Source organism: Phocaeicola coprocola, from assembly GCF_041333015.1.
Lineage (GTDB): Bacteria > Bacteroidota > Bacteroidia > Bacteroidales > Bacteroidaceae > Phocaeicola > Phocaeicola coprocola.
The window spans coordinates 1,827,064-1,842,267 of the sequence record NZ_JBGKGM010000001.1; the positions used below are offsets into that span (position 1 = coordinate 1,827,064).

General features: G+C 40.7%; 17 protein-coding genes. 9 read left to right on the top strand and 8 right to left on the bottom strand.

Annotated features, from left to right (window positions below; translation table 11 throughout):
- Positions 1-23: 23 nt before the first annotated feature.
- Positions 24-509 carry a dihydrofolate reductase gene (locus ACDG22_RS07535; protein ID WP_270243062.1) on the bottom strand — a complete coding sequence of 162 codons (486 nt, stop codon included), beginning with the start codon at positions 507-509 and terminating at the stop codon, positions 24-26.
- Between the two features lie 24 nt (positions 510-533).
- The gene (locus ACDG22_RS07540) at positions 534-1,328 is read right to left on the bottom strand and encodes a thymidylate synthase (RefSeq protein ID WP_022126068.1); all 795 of its coding nucleotides are present in this window, start codon (positions 1,326-1,328) and stop codon (positions 534-536) included.
- A gap of 110 nt (positions 1,329-1,438) precedes the next feature.
- Here ACDG22_RS07540 and ACDG22_RS07545 point away from each other — a divergent pair, with 110 nt between their 5' ends.
- The gene (locus ACDG22_RS07545) at positions 1,439-2,857 is read left to right on the top strand and encodes a methyltransferase RsmF C-terminal domain-like protein (RefSeq protein WP_370858854.1); all 1,419 of its coding nucleotides are present in this window, start codon (positions 1,439-1,441) and stop codon (positions 2,855-2,857) included.
- Here the strand turns inward: ACDG22_RS07545 and ACDG22_RS07550 are convergent.
- The gene (locus tag ACDG22_RS07550) at positions 2,841-4,952 is read right to left on the bottom strand and encodes a DNA topoisomerase 3 (RefSeq protein ID WP_270230211.1); all 2,112 of its coding nucleotides are present in this window, start codon (positions 4,950-4,952) and stop codon (positions 2,841-2,843) included. The genes ACDG22_RS07545 and ACDG22_RS07550 overlap by 17 nt on opposite strands.
- A gap of 232 nt (positions 4,953-5,184) precedes the next feature.
- Between ACDG22_RS07550 and ACDG22_RS07555 the strand changes: the two genes are divergently transcribed.
- Both ACDG22_RS07555 and ACDG22_RS07560 read left to right on the top strand, forming a co-directional pair.
- Positions 5,185-7,443 carry a cation:proton antiporter gene (locus ACDG22_RS07555; protein WP_270230212.1) on the top strand — a complete coding sequence of 753 codons (2,259 nt, stop codon included), beginning with the start codon at positions 5,185-5,187 and terminating at the stop codon, positions 7,441-7,443.
- A 36-nt stretch (positions 7,444-7,479) separates the two neighbouring features.
- Positions 7,480-7,905 carry an HIT family protein gene (locus ACDG22_RS07560; RefSeq protein ID WP_007566771.1) on the top strand — a complete coding sequence of 142 codons (426 nt, stop codon included), beginning with the start codon at positions 7,480-7,482 and terminating at the stop codon, positions 7,903-7,905.
- A 66-nt stretch (positions 7,906-7,971) separates the two neighbouring features.
- On the opposite strand, the gene ACDG22_RS07565 is transcribed toward ACDG22_RS07560, so the two are convergent.
- Genes ACDG22_RS07565 through ACDG22_RS07575 form a run of 3 tightly spaced genes read right to left on the bottom strand, consistent with a single transcriptional unit; the run spans position 7,972 to position 9,606 of the window.
- Positions 7,972-8,397 (bottom strand): RNA-binding S4 domain-containing protein, encoded by a 426-nt coding sequence (locus ACDG22_RS07565; protein ID WP_022126063.1) that lies wholly within the window; start codon positions 8,395-8,397, stop codon positions 7,972-7,974.
- An 8-nt stretch (positions 8,398-8,405) separates the two neighbouring features.
- Complete coding sequence (gene pth, locus ACDG22_RS07570; protein WP_007566769.1) at positions 8,406-8,969, bottom strand: aminoacyl-tRNA hydrolase; 564 nt, start codon at positions 8,967-8,969, stop codon at positions 8,406-8,408.
- Positions 8,970-9,009: 40 nt separating this feature from the next.
- Positions 9,010-9,606, bottom strand: a complete 597-nt coding sequence (locus tag ACDG22_RS07575) for a 50S ribosomal protein L25/general stress protein Ctc (protein WP_007566767.1) — start codon at positions 9,604-9,606, stop codon at positions 9,010-9,012.
- Between the two features lie 343 nt (positions 9,607-9,949).
- Between ACDG22_RS07575 and ACDG22_RS07580 the strand changes: the two genes are divergently transcribed.
- On the top strand, positions 9,950-10,711 hold the full coding sequence (locus ACDG22_RS07580; RefSeq protein WP_007566765.1) for an SDR family NAD(P)-dependent oxidoreductase: 762 nt from the start codon (positions 9,950-9,952) through the stop codon (positions 10,709-10,711).
- A 90-nt stretch (positions 10,712-10,801) separates the two neighbouring features.
- Here the strand turns inward: ACDG22_RS07580 and ACDG22_RS07585 are convergent, their stop codons facing one another.
- On the bottom strand, positions 10,802-11,194 hold the full coding sequence (locus ACDG22_RS07585) for a PUR family DNA/RNA-binding protein (RefSeq protein ID WP_270230213.1): 393 nt from the start codon (positions 11,192-11,194) through the stop codon (positions 10,802-10,804).
- Positions 11,195-11,368: 174 nt separating this feature from the next.
- On the opposite strand from ACDG22_RS07585, the gene nusB reads away from it, so the two are divergent.
- The 5 genes from nusB to ACDG22_RS07610 are packed head-to-tail and all read left to right on the top strand — an operon-like array spanning position 11,369 to position 14,750.
- On the top strand, positions 11,369-12,295 hold the full coding sequence (gene nusB, locus ACDG22_RS07590; RefSeq protein WP_270230214.1) for a transcription antitermination factor NusB: 927 nt from the start codon (positions 11,369-11,371) through the stop codon (positions 12,293-12,295).
- A 41-nt stretch (positions 12,296-12,336) separates the two neighbouring features.
- Positions 12,337-12,645 (top strand): preprotein translocase subunit YajC, encoded by a 309-nt coding sequence (yajC, locus tag ACDG22_RS07595; RefSeq protein ID WP_007566758.1) that lies wholly within the window; start codon positions 12,337-12,339, stop codon positions 12,643-12,645.
- A 13-nt stretch (positions 12,646-12,658) separates the two neighbouring features.
- On the top strand, positions 12,659-13,672 hold the full coding sequence (locus ACDG22_RS07600; protein WP_007566756.1) for a CdaR family protein: 1,014 nt from the start codon (positions 12,659-12,661) through the stop codon (positions 13,670-13,672).
- A 12-nt stretch (positions 13,673-13,684) separates the two neighbouring features.
- Entirely contained in the window at positions 13,685-14,299 is a 615-nt protein-coding gene (gene coaE, locus ACDG22_RS07605) for a dephospho-CoA kinase (protein WP_270212067.1), read from the top strand.
- Between the two features lie 43 nt (positions 14,300-14,342).
- Complete coding sequence (locus tag ACDG22_RS07610) at positions 14,343-14,750, top strand: DUF5606 family protein (protein WP_007566752.1); 408 nt, start codon at positions 14,343-14,345, stop codon at positions 14,748-14,750.
- 173 nt (positions 14,751-14,923) lie between these two features.
- Here the strand turns inward: ACDG22_RS07610 and rpmA are convergent, their stop codons facing one another.
- Positions 14,924-15,184, bottom strand: coding sequence for a 50S ribosomal protein L27 (rpmA, locus tag ACDG22_RS07615; protein WP_007566750.1), 261 nt, complete (start codon positions 15,182-15,184; stop codon positions 14,924-14,926).
- Positions 15,185-15,204: the final 20 nt, after the last annotated feature.

The window sequence follows — 15,204 nt, forward strand, 5'->3', positions numbered from 1 at the left end:
CGATGAAGCGGGGATTTATTGTTTTAGATACGTTCGTAATCTACAAAGTGATAAGCATATTCATGCTTTTCGTCGGTAGAATGGCTTTCTCGTTGTACTTCTTTCCATTCTTCGGAATTGATGGGAGGGAAAAATGCGTCGGCTTCCTTTTCTGAATCCTCTATTTCGGTGATGTTTAACTTGTCGGCAAGAGGCAGCGCTTCGGCATACAGACTTGCTCCTCCTAAAATATATACTTCTTCTTCCTCTTTACATTGTTCCAAAGCTTCTTGCAGGGAATGAAAACATTCAGCACCGGGAAAATCGTGACAGCTACGGCTCAGCACGATGTTGCGGCGGTTGGGCAAGGCGCCTTTGGGCAGTGATTCGAAAGTCTTTCTACCCATGATGATGGTATGTCCGGTAGTAAGCGCCTTGAAGCGTTTCAGGTCATTGGGCAGCCAATACAACAGTTTGTTTTCGAATCCGATTCCTCTGTTTTTATTGATAGCAACGATAATCGACAGCATATTTTTTATGTTTGATTATATGGGTTAAACAGATACTTTTCCTGCAATGTGAGGCCACGGATCGTAGTTTACCAGTTCGAAATCTTCGTATTTGAAATCGAAGATATTTTTTACATCCGGATTCAGAAGCATCTGAGGCAGTGGACGAGGGCTGCGGGTTAGTTGCAAGTCTACCTGTTCCTGGTGATTCAGGTAGATGTGTGCATCACCTATCGTATGTATAAAATCTCCTGCCTTCAGTCCGGTAACCTGAGCCATCATTTGCAACAGTAAGGCATACGAAGCAATATTGAACGGCACTCCGAGGAACGAATCGGCACTACGTTGATACATTTGCAGGCTCAGGCGTCCGTTGGCTACATAGAACTGGAAAAACATGTGGCAAGGCGGAAGATTCATGTTCTTCAGGTCGGCCACATTCCATGCGTTGACAATGATTCGTCTTGAGTCAGGATTGTGCTTGATGGTTTCCACTGCTTCCGAAATCTGGTCGATGAATCCTCCTTCATAATCAGGCCATGAACGCCACTGATAGCCATAAATATGTCCCAGGTCACCATTTTCGTCGGCCCATTCATTCCAGATACGTACACCGTTTTCTTGTAGATATTTTACATTGGTATCACCTTTCAGGAACCAGAGTAGTTCGTGGATAATCGATTTCAAATGGAGCTTTTTGGTTGTTACCAGCGGAAAACCTTCTTCCAGATTGAAGCGCATCTGATGTCCGAATACACTAATCGTACCAGTTCCGGTACGGTCTTCTTTCTTGACACCTTCCGTGCGGATGCGTTGTAGTAAGTCTAAATATTGTTTCATTAGAATGAGTTTCTTTATTTTTATTTGCAAAGGTATAGAAAATATCTTGGGGGAAAATGCTATTTATCTTATTTTTGCAGCACGAAAACCATATCGAACACATTATTTATATGAACCTTCCTTCCGATTTTGTTACACGTACCCGCAGTTTGATGGGAGAAGAACAGTTTGAAAAATTAGCTAAAGCTTTACAGCATGATACTCCCGTAAGTATTCGCTTGAACCGGAATAAATGTAAGTCTGTTCCTGCTGAAAGTACTTCTATTCCCTGGTGCGAAACTGGATATTACCTGAGTACACGTCCTACGTTTACTTTCGATCCCTTGTTTCATGCCGGAAGTTATTATGTGCAGGAAGCATCTTCCATGTTTGTGGAACAAGCTTTGCGCCAGTATGTACACGAACCTGTTGTTATGCTCGACCTTTGTGCTGCTCCGGGAGGAAAATCTACACTGGCCCGTTCGGTTTTGCCTGAAGGCAGTATGCTGGTAGCCAATGAGGTTATGAGAAACCGTTCTCAGGTATTGGCAGAAAATCTGATAAAATGGGGAGATGAAGGAGTCGTTGTTACGAATAATGATCCGGCTGATTTTGCTCCACTGCAAGCTGTGTTTGATGTGATTCTGACTGATGTACCTTGCTCCGGAGAAGGGATGTTCCGCAAAGATCCGGTAGCGGTAGACGAGTGGAGTGTGGAAAATGTCGATATCTGCTGGCAGCGGCAGCGCCGTATTCTGACAGATATCTGGCCTTGTCTGAAACCGGGAGGTTTCTTGATTTATAGTACATGTACATATAACCGTGAAGAGAACGAAGATAATGTGTCATGGATTGCCCGTGAACTGGGAGCTGAAATTCTTCCTGTTGCGGTTGGTGAGGAATGGAACATTACAGGGAATCTGACCGGTGGCGAGTTTCCGGTATATCGCTTTCTGCCTCACCGTACGGTAGGAGAGGGATTATTTCTGGCTGTGCTTCGTAAGAATGAAGATGATACGTTAAGTTCCTCAGACTGTATGGGAAAGCGTCTGAAAAAAGATAAAAAGAAAAAAGGACAGAAAGCCGGTGGACAGACGGTGGCATGTCCGAAGGATGTTAAGGCATGGGTAAACCGTCCGGAAGACTATTTATGGACAGTAGATAACAATATCGTAACGGTTTTTCCTGTAGCATATCAGGATTTGTATGAAATGATAAAGTCTACTTTGAAAGTCTTGCATGCCGGAGTAACGGTAGCCGAGCTGAAAGGGAAGGATTGTATTCCCGACCATTCGCTGGCTATGTCGACAAGGCGCTGTGAAGACTGTTTCCCCGTAGCAAACCTGACGTACGAACAGGCTATTGCCTATTTAAGAAAAGAAGCGGTTGTACTGGATGCAGGAGTACCCCGTGGATATGTTTTGGTAGCATATCAGGATGTCCCTTTGGGCTTTGTAAAGAACATCGGAAATCGTGCCAACAATCTTTATCCACAGGAATGGCGTATACGTAGCGGTTATTTGCCGGAAAATCTTAAAATGGTTTTCTGAAAGTACATCCATTTTTCCATTCCGAACACCCGTAGGAAGTCTTCCCTTTGATAATATGCCCTTTGCCGCAGAGTGGGCAGAGGGTACCTATTATTTCATCTCCTTTTATTTCGTTACCTTCTGTTGATACCGAAAAAAGAGTTTCAGCCTGAGGTGTTTTCTCTTTATTGGTATTGCCACTCGCTTTACGTGTACGTTTAGGTTTAGCTGGAGATGCATCATTTTCGGTATCCGATGATTTTGTTTTCGAAGAGCTGTTCTTCTTTGTTTTTGCTTGCGGAGTTCCTTTTTCGGGTGTATCTTCGGGCATGATAGTTACCCGGCGGTTGGTATTGTCACGAAGTACACTGTATACAATTTCTGTTACCATCTGTTTCAGTTCGGTAAGAAATGTAGCGGCATCGTAACTGCGGCGTTCTATCTCACGAAGTTTCTTTTCCCATATACCGGTCAACTCTGCCGATTTTAGCAACTCTTCGTGAATAAGCTGTATCAGTTCCACTCCTGTTGGAGTAGCAATCAGATTTTTTCTTTCCTTGCGGATGTAGTGACGCTTGAAAAGTGTTTCGATGATAGCCGCACGGGTAGACGGACGGCCGATACCATTTTCTTTCAGGGCATCGCGCAATTCGTCATTGTCAACCAGCTTACCAGCCGTTTCCATGGCACGGAGCAGAGTGGCTTCGGTATAAGGCTTGGGGGGCTGGGTCCATTTTTCCGTCAAATCGGGAGTATGAGGTCCGCTTTCCCCTATGGTAAAGAGAGGAAGTACACGTTCTTCTTCATTTTCTTTTGTTTCTTCCTGCTGTTCTTTGGCAAAAATTACTCTCCATCCGGGTTCCAGAATCTGCTTTCCGGTTGCCTTAAATTCCACTTTATCGACTTCTCCCAATACCGTAGTTGTAGAAAATTTACAGTCCGGATAAAATACAGCGATAAAACGGCGTGCTATCAGATCGAATACACGCTTTTCCATGTCAGTCAGTCCCTGAGGCTGTACTCCGGTAGGGATAATGGCATGGTGGTCGGTAACTTTTGAGTTATCGAAAACTTTTTTTGATTTAAGTAGTTTCTTTCCGGCTAACGGGGCTGTAAAACCTGCATAATCTTTCAGTCCGGCAAGAATATTCGGACATTTGGGGTAAATATCATCACTTAGAAAAGTTGTATCTACACGTGGATAAGTAGCTACTTTCTTCTCGTAAAGCGACTGGATAAGCTGCAAGGTCATATCGGCCGAGTAGCTGAACTTTTTGTTACATTCTACCTGCAATGAAGTCAGGTCGAACAAGCGGGGAGGAGCTTCTGTTCCTTTTTTGGCCGATACATCGGTCACGGTAAAATCTGAATTTTTTACTGTTTCCAGGAATTTCTCTCCTTCCTCTTTAGAAGAAAATTTACCTTTTGTAGAGTTGAAAGTCGTTTCCCTGTATACAGTCTTAAGTTCCCAGTAAGGTTCAGGTTTAAAGTTCTCTATCTCTTGCTGTCGTTTGACTATCAGGGCAAGTGTCGGAGTCTGTACTCTTCCGATGGAAAGTACTTGACGGCTTTGTCCGTATTTTAATGTATACAGACGAGTTGCATTCATTCCCAATACCCAGTCGCCTATGGCACGGCTCAGGCCGGCTTCGTACAACGGCTGAAATTCGGACTGGTCTTTCAGGCTGGCAAACCCTTCTCGAATCGCCTCTTCAGTAAGTGATGAAATCCACAGGCGCTTGACCGGACAGTGTGCTCCTGCTTTCTGCATTACCCACCGTTGAATCAATTCTCCTTCTTGTCCGGCATCACCACAGTTGATAATCTCATCAGCCTGCTGCATCAGCCCTTCTATAATGTGGAACTGCTTTTCTATACCCGGATCGTTTATCAGCTTGATGCCAAACCGGGGAGGTATCATCGGCAAGCTGCTTAAGCTCCATGCTTTCCACGACGGAGTATACTCGTGCGGCTCTTTCAGTGTACAAAGGTGACCGAAGGTCCAGGTTACCTGGTATCCGTTTCCTTCGATATATCCTTCTTTCCGGTTTCTTGCACCTAATACTTCGGCTATGTCGCGTGCCACACTGGGCTTTTCGGCTATGCAGACTATCATCTTTCCTTTCTGATAATATTATGATTATTGTCGGGCAAAGTTAGTCAAAAATACTCATATAGTAATTGTCCGTTGCTTCAATTCGTAATTTATCCTCTTCATACCCTCTGTAAGTATAAAAAAATCTTTTTGGAAGGTTTTCTTATCCGAAAGGAAATAACTTGCTTTCTGGCGACGCAACTTTAAAATTATTACTTATTTTTGCGGCAATAATTATAAAATGTAGTTACAAATGTCCCAATTAACTCCATTAATAAGCGATTTGGCACTGATTCTGATTTGTGCCGGTATCATGACGCTTATATTTAAAAAGCTGAAGCAACCTCTGGTACTGGGGTATATTGTTGCCGGCTTTATCTGTACCCCACATTTTAAGTTTACTCCTTCGGTTGTTGATTCTGCCAGTATTCATATCTGGTCGGAGATTGGTGTAATCTTTCTTTTGTTTGCATTGGGACTGGAGTTCAGTTTCAAAAAGCTGATGAAAGTGGGAGGCTCTGCTGTAATATCTGCCTGTACCATTATCTTTTGTATGATTCTGGTAGGAGTCTTCGTCGGTTGGACTTTTGGCTGGAATCGTATGGATTGTATCTATTTGGGTGGTATGCTTGCCATGTCATCTACCACTATTATCTATAAGGCATTTGATGATATGGGACTCCGGCAGCAACGCTTTGCTGGTTTGGTTTTGAGTATCTTGATTCTGGAAGATATTCTTGCCATTGTCCTGATGGTTATGCTGTCTACTATGGCAGTGAGCCAGAACTTCGAAGGGGGAGAGATGGTATATAGTATATTGAAGCTGCTGTTTTTCCTGATTCTTTGGTTTGTAGTGGGAATTTATGGAATTCCGCTTTTCCTGAAACGGGTTCGTAAACTGATGAGCGACGAAACCTTGCTGATAGTGTCGCTGGCACTCTGTTTTGGAATGGTTTATCTGGCAGCTCTTGTTGGTTTTTCTCCTGCTTTTGGTGCTTTTATCATGGGATCTATTTTATCGGAAACAATCGAGTCGGAGCATATAGGAAAACTGGTTTCACCTGTGAAAGATTTGTTTGGAGCTATATTCTTCGTATCTGTAGGTATGATGGTCGATCCAGCGATGATTGTAGAGTATAAGTATCAGATTCTTGTTATCGTTCTTGCTGTTTTGCTGGGACAGACTATTTTCGGAACTACTGGTGTATTGCTTTCCGGACAACCGCTGAAAACGGCTATGCAATGTGGTTTCAGTCTGACACAGATTGGTGAGTTTGCATTTATCATAGCTTCACTTGGAGTAAGCCTGAAAGTAACAAGTCATTTTCTTTACCCTATAGTAGTGGCTGTTTCGGTAATTACTACATTCCTTACTCCTTATATGATTCGTCTTGCAGTACCGGCATATAATGTGATAGATAAATATATGCCATCCCGTTGGCGTCGGTTGCTGGACAGATACTCGTCGGGAGCCTCAGTGGCTAACTATAGCAACAACTGGAAGAAGCTGGTTATAGCTATTATCCGCATAGTCTTGATTTACGCTGTGCTTTCGATAGCTGTTACAGCACTGTTCTTGCATTTTATTGTACCATTGGCTACAGATATGTTGGGAGATTTATGGGGACGGATATTGGGTGCGGCTCTAACGATTGCTGCTATAGCACCTTTCTTGCGCGCCATGATTATGAAGAAAAACCGTTCGGAAGAATTTAAGTCGTTGTGGTCGGACAGCCGGTTTAATCATGCTCCGCTTATTTCAATTATTCTGCTTCGTATTGTGATAGCTATAGGCTTTATTGTATTTATAATTGAAAACCTGTTCCGTGCTTCGGCTGCCTTGATGGTTGGTATAGCTATTATTGTAGTTTGTGCTATGATTTTATCTCGTTTCCTTAAAAAGCAGTCAATTGTGCTGGAACGTACGTTTGTCCGGAATTTGCATTATAAGGAAATCCAGCAGGAGTATTTGGGAGAAAAGCAACCTGAGTATGCTGGAAGATTGCTCGACCGTGACCTTCACTTAAGTGACTTCTTGATTCCGGCAGAATCTGCATGGGCCGGAAAAACATTGAGAGAACTTGATTTAGGTAAAAAGTATGATGTGCATGTAGCATCTATTATCAGAGGAAAGCATAGGCTGAACATTCCTGATGGAAATACTTGTATTTTCCCAAATGATTTGATTCAGGTTATCGGAACAGATGAACAGTTGTCGCTTTTTGCATCGGTAGCCGAGAAGGCAATACATACTTACGACGATGAAGATTTTGGAAAGCATGAGATGAAGCTGAAGCAGTTTGTTGTCGCTAAAGATTCACCTTTCGTCGGACATAGTATTATAGAGTGTGGCATACGTAATAAATATCATTGTCTGGTAGTAGGTATAGAATCGGCTGGAGAAGATGTATTGCGTACTCCTCAGGTGCATATGCCTCTAAAAGAGGATGATGTGGTTTGGGTAGTAGGGGAAGAAGACGACCTGAACCAGTTGTTTGCCTATTGTTGTTGAAAGCAGTTATTATAATTTATTAAATATAAAGTTATTATGAAAAGTGATCCGAAAGAATGTTTGTATTGTCAGAACAATGAAACATTGCATAATTTAATGATTGAAATCGCTCAACTGAGTGTTTCACGTGTATTCCTTTTTAAAGAACAGACTTACAGAGGTCGTTGTCTGGTTGCTTATAAAGATCATGTAAACGACTTGAATGAACTGAGTGATGAAGAAAGAAATGCTTTTATGGCAGATGTTGTACGTGTGACTCGTGCAATGGACAAGGCATTTCATCCGGAAAAGATTAATTACGGAGCTTATAGTGACAAACTTTCTCACTTACATTTTCACCTGGCTCCGAAGTATGTAGATGGTCCCGATTATGGAGGAACATTCCAGATGAATCCGGGTAAAGTTTATTTGAGTGATGCTGAATATCAGGAACTGATTGACGCAATTAAGGCTAACTTATAATTTTATCAAATAAAGAAACCGGATACGGGATAGCATAAGATATGCATGATCCGTATCCGGTTTTGCTTATTCTTCATCTTCATTATCATCGAAGTCAAAATCAAAATCATCGAGATATTCGGGAGTAAAGAACTCATCCAGATCTCGTCGGTCTTTTTTGGTGGGACGTCCCGTACCTTTTGCACGATTCACGAAACCACTGATTTTACTCATTTCCAATAGTTCGTATTGGTCGGGAGTGGTAACGTTTTCCATGATTTCAGGAACCAGCTTCGCTCCTACGCGTTTTTCTATAGCCTGCAATACCTTAAACGAGTAGGTAATAGGTGGTTTCTTCACTTGGATTACATCACCCGGCTTTATCATTCGTGCAGGTTTGGCCTGGGCACCATTGATACATATTCTGCCCTTTTTACAAGCCTCGGCAGCAATGGTGCGAGTCTTGAATATGCGGGCAGCCCACATCCATTTGTCAATTCTTGCTTCAGCCATATTGCTTTTTATTTGTTATTAAACTGATTCATGGTAATGTTCAGTCCGGCAAGACAAAAGCTCTTGATAATCTCAGCCGCAGTTTCAAGACGTTCGGGCATCAGTTTCATGTCGTCATCATTGAATTTACCCAGAACATAGTCTATCTGTCCTCCTTTGGGAAATTCATTTCCGATACCGAAGCGCAGACGGGCATAGTTTTGTGTACCAAGGGTTGCAGCTATATGTTTCAATCCGTTGTGTCCCGCATCGCTTCCTTTACCTTTTAAGCGCAAGCTTCCGGATGGGAGTGCAAGGTCGTCTACAACGATAAGTACATTTTCCAACGGAATTTTTTCCTGCTGCATCCAATATCGTACAGCGTTTCCACTCAGGTTCATATAAGTAGAAGGCTTCAATAAAATAAGCTGTTTACCCTTGAGCGAGAGTGTTGCAGTTGCTCCGTATCGTCCGTCCTTGAAAACAATATTGGACGCCTTTGCAAGGGCGTCCAATACCATAAATCCTATGTTGTGGCGGGTTTCATGGTATTCAGCACCAATGTTGCCCAGCCCTACAATCAAATATTTCATTGAAAGGGATTTTTGTTGTTTGTCAGATTGTTAAATCAGATTATTTACCTGCAGCAGCCTGAGCACCACGAGCAGCACGAGTCAATTTAACTGCACAAACAACAGCTTCTTTTGCATTCAGCAAAGTCAGACCTTCGTAGTTCAATTCACCAACTTTGATAGTCTTACCCAGGCCCAAGTTAGTTACGTTTACAACAAGACGTTCTGGGATCAAGTTGTAAAGAGCTTTCACTTTCAGCTTACGGGTCTGAAGAGCCAATTTACCACCGGCTTTCACACCTTCTGCCAAACCTTCCAACTGTACAGGAACTTCCATTACGATTGGGTTTTCTTCGTTGATCTGCAAGAAGTCAACGTGCAGGATAGCATCTGTTACAGGGTGGAACTGAATATCTTTCATGATAGCGTTTACTATCTTACCGTCGATGTTCAAGTCTACTACGTAGATATGCGGTGTGTATACCAACTTACGCAAACCGTCAACAGTTACAGTAAAGTGAGTTGCGACTTGGTTTCCGTTTTCGTCTTTCTGCATTCCGTACAATACGCAAGGAACACCATTGTTCTGACGCAAGCTATGAGCAGCTTTCTTTCCTGTTTCAGTTCTCAAAGAACCTTTAATTTCGATTGATTTCATTGTTTGAAAATTTTTTGTGTTACTCTAAATTAAGTTGTTTTTGTTGCTTAATTCGCCATCACACGATGTGGTATATCACACGATGAGCTTAAAAAAGCGGTACAAAGGTAGTGATAATCTTTGAGTTTGCAAAATGTGTATGAAGCTTTTTAACCTTTTCTGATAAAAATCTGTTGGAAATGAATGGTAATGAAGCCAATGTTTGTCTAAAAAATGTCAGAATATTTTTCTGGTAAATGTGTGAATGTTAGTTTTCGATATAAAACAAATTCTTCGAAACAATAACTTTTATATTTTTGCGAATGATAATGATTGGTATAATACCTAAATATATTTTGGTTTTATGAAAGGAAAGACAATATTTATTACAGGTGCTACAAGTGGCATAGGAGAGGGGTGTGCGCGTAAATTTACTTCAGCAGGATGCAGGTTGATATTGAACGGAAGAAATGTAGAAAAGCTGGAAGCGCTGAAGCGGGAACTTGTTTTGTCAGGGTGCGAAGTGCTTACCTTGCCTTTCGATGTGCGCGACCGTGAGGCGATGAAGCTAGCTCTTGACTCTCTCCAAGAGGAATGGAAGAATATTGATGTGCTGATTAATAATGCGGGACTGGTAATCGGGCTTGATAAGGAACATGAAGGATCGCTTGATGAATGGGATGTGGTGATCGATACCAATATAAAGGGATTGCTGGCAATGACTCGGATGGTAGTTCCGGGAATGGTAGAGCGTCAGTGCGGACACATTATTAATATAGGTTCGGTAGCAGGTGATGCAGCCTATGCAGGTGGAAGTGTGTATTGTGCAACGAAAGCAGCAGTCAAAGCATTGTCCGACGGACTGAGAATAGACCTTGTTGATACACCTCTGCGAGTAACAAATATTAAGCCGGGGCTTGTAGAAACAAATTTTTCTGTCGTACGATTCCGGGGAGATAAAAGTAAAGCCGATGCTGTATATAAAGGTATACGTCCGCTTACAGGGGATGATATTGCTGAGGTGGTGTATTACGCAGCTTCTGCTCCGGCACATGTACAGATAGCCGAAGTGCTGGTTATGCCTACTTATCAGGCTAACGGAACAGTCTGTCACCGTAATGTGTAAAAAATAAAGCTATATCAAAATAGATTGACGTATGTGTCTGTTGCCCTATTTTGATATAGCTTTATTATCGGAAAGCGTTTTCCGTATTTATTAGAAATCTATGTCTATCTTTATTTCATCTGACTGCAAGTGTTCGCTAGATACATTGGAAAATTGAGAAGCATCTGTTGTATCAGCTACATGGCTTTCTCCGGCTATCGAACCCTGTTCACATTCTATATACTGAATAGTTTCCTGAAGCTCGGTTAAGAACTTCTCGAAGTCTTCCTTGTATAAAAATATTTTATGCTTCTCGAAGCTGACTTGAGGAGAACTTCCCTCGGCCGACACTACTTTCTTGCTTTCTGTTATGGCAAGAAACATTTCTCCTTTTCTGTTTTTCTTTACGTCCAGATAGTAAATACGCTTTCCTGCCTTAATGGCTTTAGAAAAAACAATTTCTTTGTCTACGTCTGTTGCTGTATTTCTTTTCAAGTCTTCCATAATTTGTATGTTATAAAATCGCTTCAAATTTGATGATTTTTTTGAAATATACAAAAGAACTGCCTCTCAAAATTGCGTTTAGATAATTTTTTTGTGTAAAAAAGCGTATTATATTTGCTTTGAATGCTGGAAAATAGTTATTTTTGCAACTCGAAATTGTATTTAAACTATAGTATGATTAACAGAGTTCTTATTCGTCTTAAGGTAGTTCAGATTATCTATGCTTATTATCAGAACGGTGGAAAGAATTTGGATACTGCAGAAAAGGAGTTATTCTTCAGTTTATCCAAGGCGTATGATTTGTATAACTATCTCCTGCTTCTAATGGTGGAGGTTACACGTTATGCCAGCAAGCGGCTGGATGCGGCAAAGCACAAATTAGCGCCGACAAAGGAAGATTTGAATCCCAACACAAAGTTTGTTGACAACCGTTTCATTGCTCAGCTGGAAGTAAACCGTCAGTTGAATGAATTTGCTAGTACCCAGAAGAAAACTTGGGAAAATGAAACAGATTTCGTAAAGGGCTTTTACGAACAGATTTTGCAGAGCGATATATATAAGGAATATATGGCAAGTGAAACGTCATCTTACGAAGAGGACCGGGAACTTTGGAGAAAAATTTATAAAAGAATTGTCTTCAATAACGAAAAGCTTGATGCTGTATTGGAAGACCAGAGTCTTTATTGGAACGATGACAAAGAGATTATTGATACTTTTGTACTGAAAACAATCAAGCGTTTTGATCCGAAAAACGGAGATAAGCAGGAATTGCTTCCGGAATTCAAGGATGAGGAAGATCAGGATTTTGCACGTCGTTTGTTCCGTCGTTCTATTTTGAATGCAGACTACTATCGTCACCTTATCAGTGAGAACTCTAAGAACTGGGATTTGGATCGCGTTGCTGTAATGGATGTTATTATTATGCAGATTGCGCTTGCTGAAATCTTGAGTTTCCCGAATATTCCAATCAATGTTTCATTGAATGAATATGTGGAGATAGCCAAACTGTATAGTACGCCGAAAAGTGGTGGATTTATCAATGGAACACTTGACGGAATAGTTAATCAATTAAAAAAGGAAAACAAGTTGACGAAAAATTAATATCTTTGTTCGTCTAATATTAATTAAACTAAGAAGAATTTATGAATTTGTTAACTGTATTTTTGCAGGCTGCAGGAGGTGGAGGCGATTACTCTTTCCTGATTATGATGGTAGCAATTTTTGCTATTATGTATTTCTTTATGATTCGTCCTCAGAACAAGAAACAAAAAGAGATAGCAAACTTCCGTAAGAATTTGGAAGTAGGTCAGTCTGTTATTACTGCCGGAGGTATTTACGGAAAGATTAAGGAAATAGAAGATAACACTGTTATCGTAGAAATAGCATCTAGCGTTAAAATTAAGGTAGATAAAAACTCTATCTATGCAGATGCTCAGGCTCAGGCTAAATAAAGAATAAGTCGGTATGTTCGATGTAAAGAACATAAAAAGATATTATAGACTGGGATTACGGAAGATCAGAACATTCTTGCTTAGCGATAAGTGCAGGGAGTGTCTGGTCTTCTTGTTTTTTGTGCTGGTTTCGTTTTGCTTTTGGATGCTGCAAACCTTGGATGAGTCTTATCAGACAGAGTTTAAAGTGCCTTTGCGTTTGAAAAATGTCCCTAAAGAGGTAGTACTTACATCTGATTTCCCTAGTGAGGTACGTATACGAGTGGAAGACAGAGGGACAGTTCTGCTGAATTATATGTTGGGTAGAACTTTTTTCCCTATCTCTTTCGACTTTAATGATTACAAGGATGAAGGTACGCATGTGCATATCTCATCGTCAGACTTGACAAAAAAGATTGCAGCACAGTTGAATGTTTCTACTAAAGTACTGGCAATACGTCCTGATACACTTGATTTCATTTATACGCAAGCAAAAGCAAAAAAAGTCCCTGTCAAACTTGCCGGAACTATTCAGCCCGACCGTCAGTATTATATTTCTAAGATAGATTTTAGTCCTGATTCTGTTATGGCGTATGCACCGCAGGAAATATTGGATACGCTTAAGGCTGCTTACACGGAAAACTTCTTTTGGGAAAACATTTCTGATACTTTGAAGAAGCGGGTAGGGATGAATAAAGTGAAAGGAGTGAAATTTATTCCTGCTTATAATGATTTGTCTGTATACGTTGACATGTACTCTGAAAAAACAGTCGATGTACCTGTTGTGGGTATTAATTTTCCTGCTGGTAAGGTGTTGCGAACATTTCCTTCTAAAGTGCAGGTTACCTTTCAGGTAGGTTTGAGGCACTTTAAAGACGTTTCGTCTGATGACTTTTTTATTGGGGTTACTTATGAAGATGTATTAAGAACTCAAGGGGATAAATTGCCCTTGGTAGTAAAAGGATCTCCTGATTTTGTGAGTCATGTAAGAGTTGTTCCTTCTTCTGTTGATTATCTAATCGAACAGCAAACTGTAGAAGAAGATTAATTACTTAAGGTTATGATTAAATTAGGTATAACAGGGGGTATTGGAAGCGGAAAGTCGTATGTGGCACGTATGTTAAGCCAGAAAGGTTTTGCGGTTTATGATACAGATAGTGAGGCAAAGCGCCTGATGATTTCTGATACAGATATTCGTAGAGAGTTAATAGAACTGTTGGGACCAGAGGTGTATTCTGGAGAAAAACTCAATAAACCATTATTGGCAAATTACTTGTTTGCAACTGAAGATAATGCTGCTCGTATGAACTCTATTGTACATCCTTGCGTGAAGAGAGATTTTCTGCGTTGGGCTGCAGCCAGGTCTAATGATGAACTGGTTGTCTTAGAAAGTGCTATTCTATATGAATCAGGATTTGAAGATGTGGTAGACTATGTAGTTACGGTATATGCACCTTTGGAAATTCGGATTTCTCGAGCAATGGAGCGCGATCATTCTACCGCAGAACAAGTAAAAGAACGTATCGCTTCTCAAATGGATGAGGATTTGAAATGCTCTCGAGCAGATTTTGTTGTAATAAATGATGGCAGATCGTTACTTCCTCAATTGGAGAATTTGCTGAAAGCCTTAAAAAATGGAAAAGGTGGGCGAGATGCTTGTGTATGTCGTATGTGAGTTGTATTTTTGTTTTTCGAATAACTAAAAATAATAAAATCGTATGTTGAAAACTATCTTAGCTATCTCTGGAAAACCGGGATTGTATAAACTGATTTCTCAAGCTAAAAATATGCTGATTGTAGAAGCTGTTGAAAATAAGAAAAGAATGCCTATCTATGCTAGTGACAAGGTGATTTCACTGGGTGATATCGCTATGTATACTAACGATGATGAAGTACCTTTGGCTACAGTTTTGGAATCTGTAAAAAAGAAAGAAGACGGAAAGGTAGCTTCTTTGGATTACAAAAAGGCTTCTGTTGAAGAATTGCATGCTTTCATGGCTGAAGTTTTGCCAGAATACGACCGTGATCGTGTTCATACTAGTGATATTAAGAAATTGATCCAATGGTATAACCTGCTTATCTCTAGTGGTGAGTCTGATTTTGTAGAAGCAACTCCTGCTGAATGATAAAGGAGAGAATAATAAGGATATTTAAATCAGGGAAAAGTTAGTTCTTATAAGAATAGCTTTTCCCTGATTTTTTTGATAGGAATCTGTTTTTCCTTGTGTATGTATATAAAAAAAGAAGATATTCTTTTTAATAAAGAATATCTTCTTTTGATTCCTTTGTGGTATAAAGTTTATGCTTCAGCAGGAATTACAGATACGAAGCTCTTGTCTTCGCGACCTTTCTTGAAACATACTGTACCATCTACCAATGCGTAAAGAGTATGATCGCTACCCATACCTACGTTTTCACCTGGGTTGTGAACTGTTCCTCTTTGACGAACAATGATGTTACCAGCCTTGCAAGCTGAACCACCGAATATCTTTACGCCTAATCTCTTACTAGCTGACTCACGGCCGTTCTTAGAACTACCTACACCTTTCTTATGTGCCATTTCTTTCTACGTTTTTAATG

Coding starts and splice junctions, on each gene's coding strand:
- nusB (WP_270230214.1), top strand. CDS start 11,369: ATGATTAACAGAGTTCTTATTCGTCTTAAGGTAGTTCAGATTATCTAT.
- ACDG22_RS07545 (WP_370858854.1), top strand. CDS start 1,439: ATGAACCTTCCTTCCGATTTTGTTACACGTACCCGCAGTTTGATGGGA.
- pth (WP_007566769.1), bottom strand. CDS start 8,969: ATGAAATATTTGATTGTAGGGCTGGGCAACATTGGTGCTGAATACCAT.
- ACDG22_RS07555 (WP_270230212.1), top strand. CDS start 5,185: ATGTCCCAATTAACTCCATTAATAAGCGATTTGGCACTGATTCTGATT.
- yajC (WP_007566758.1), top strand. CDS start 12,337: ATGAATTTGTTAACTGTATTTTTGCAGGCTGCAGGAGGTGGAGGCGAT.
- ACDG22_RS07580 (WP_007566765.1), top strand. CDS start 9,950: ATGAAAGGAAAGACAATATTTATTACAGGTGCTACAAGTGGCATAGGA.
- ACDG22_RS07560 (WP_007566771.1), top strand. CDS start 7,480: ATGAAAAGTGATCCGAAAGAATGTTTGTATTGTCAGAACAATGAAACA.
- ACDG22_RS07585 (WP_270230213.1), bottom strand. CDS start 11,194: ATGGAAGACTTGAAAAGAAATACAGCAACAGACGTAGACAAAGAAATT.
- ACDG22_RS07600 (WP_007566756.1), top strand. CDS start 12,659: ATGTTCGATGTAAAGAACATAAAAAGATATTATAGACTGGGATTACGG.
- ACDG22_RS07610 (WP_007566752.1), top strand. CDS start 14,343: ATGTTGAAAACTATCTTAGCTATCTCTGGAAAACCGGGATTGTATAAA.
- ACDG22_RS07575 (WP_007566767.1), bottom strand. CDS start 9,606: ATGAAATCAATCGAAATTAAAGGTTCTTTGAGAACTGAAACAGGAAAG.
- ACDG22_RS07540 (WP_022126068.1), bottom strand. CDS start 1,328: ATGAAACAATATTTAGACTTACTACAACGCATCCGCACGGAAGGTGTC.
- rpmA (WP_007566750.1), bottom strand. CDS start 15,184: ATGGCACATAAGAAAGGTGTAGGTAGTTCTAAGAACGGCCGTGAGTCA.
- ACDG22_RS07535 (WP_270243062.1), bottom strand. CDS start 509: ATGCTGTCGATTATCGTTGCTATCAATAAAAACAGAGGAATCGGATTC.
- coaE (WP_270212067.1), top strand. CDS start 13,685: ATGATTAAATTAGGTATAACAGGGGGTATTGGAAGCGGAAAGTCGTAT.
- ACDG22_RS07565 (WP_022126063.1), bottom strand. CDS start 8,397: ATGGCTGAAGCAAGAATTGACAAATGGATGTGGGCTGCCCGCATATTC.
- ACDG22_RS07550 (WP_270230211.1), bottom strand. CDS start 4,952: ATGATAGTCTGCATAGCCGAAAAGCCCAGTGTGGCACGCGACATAGCC.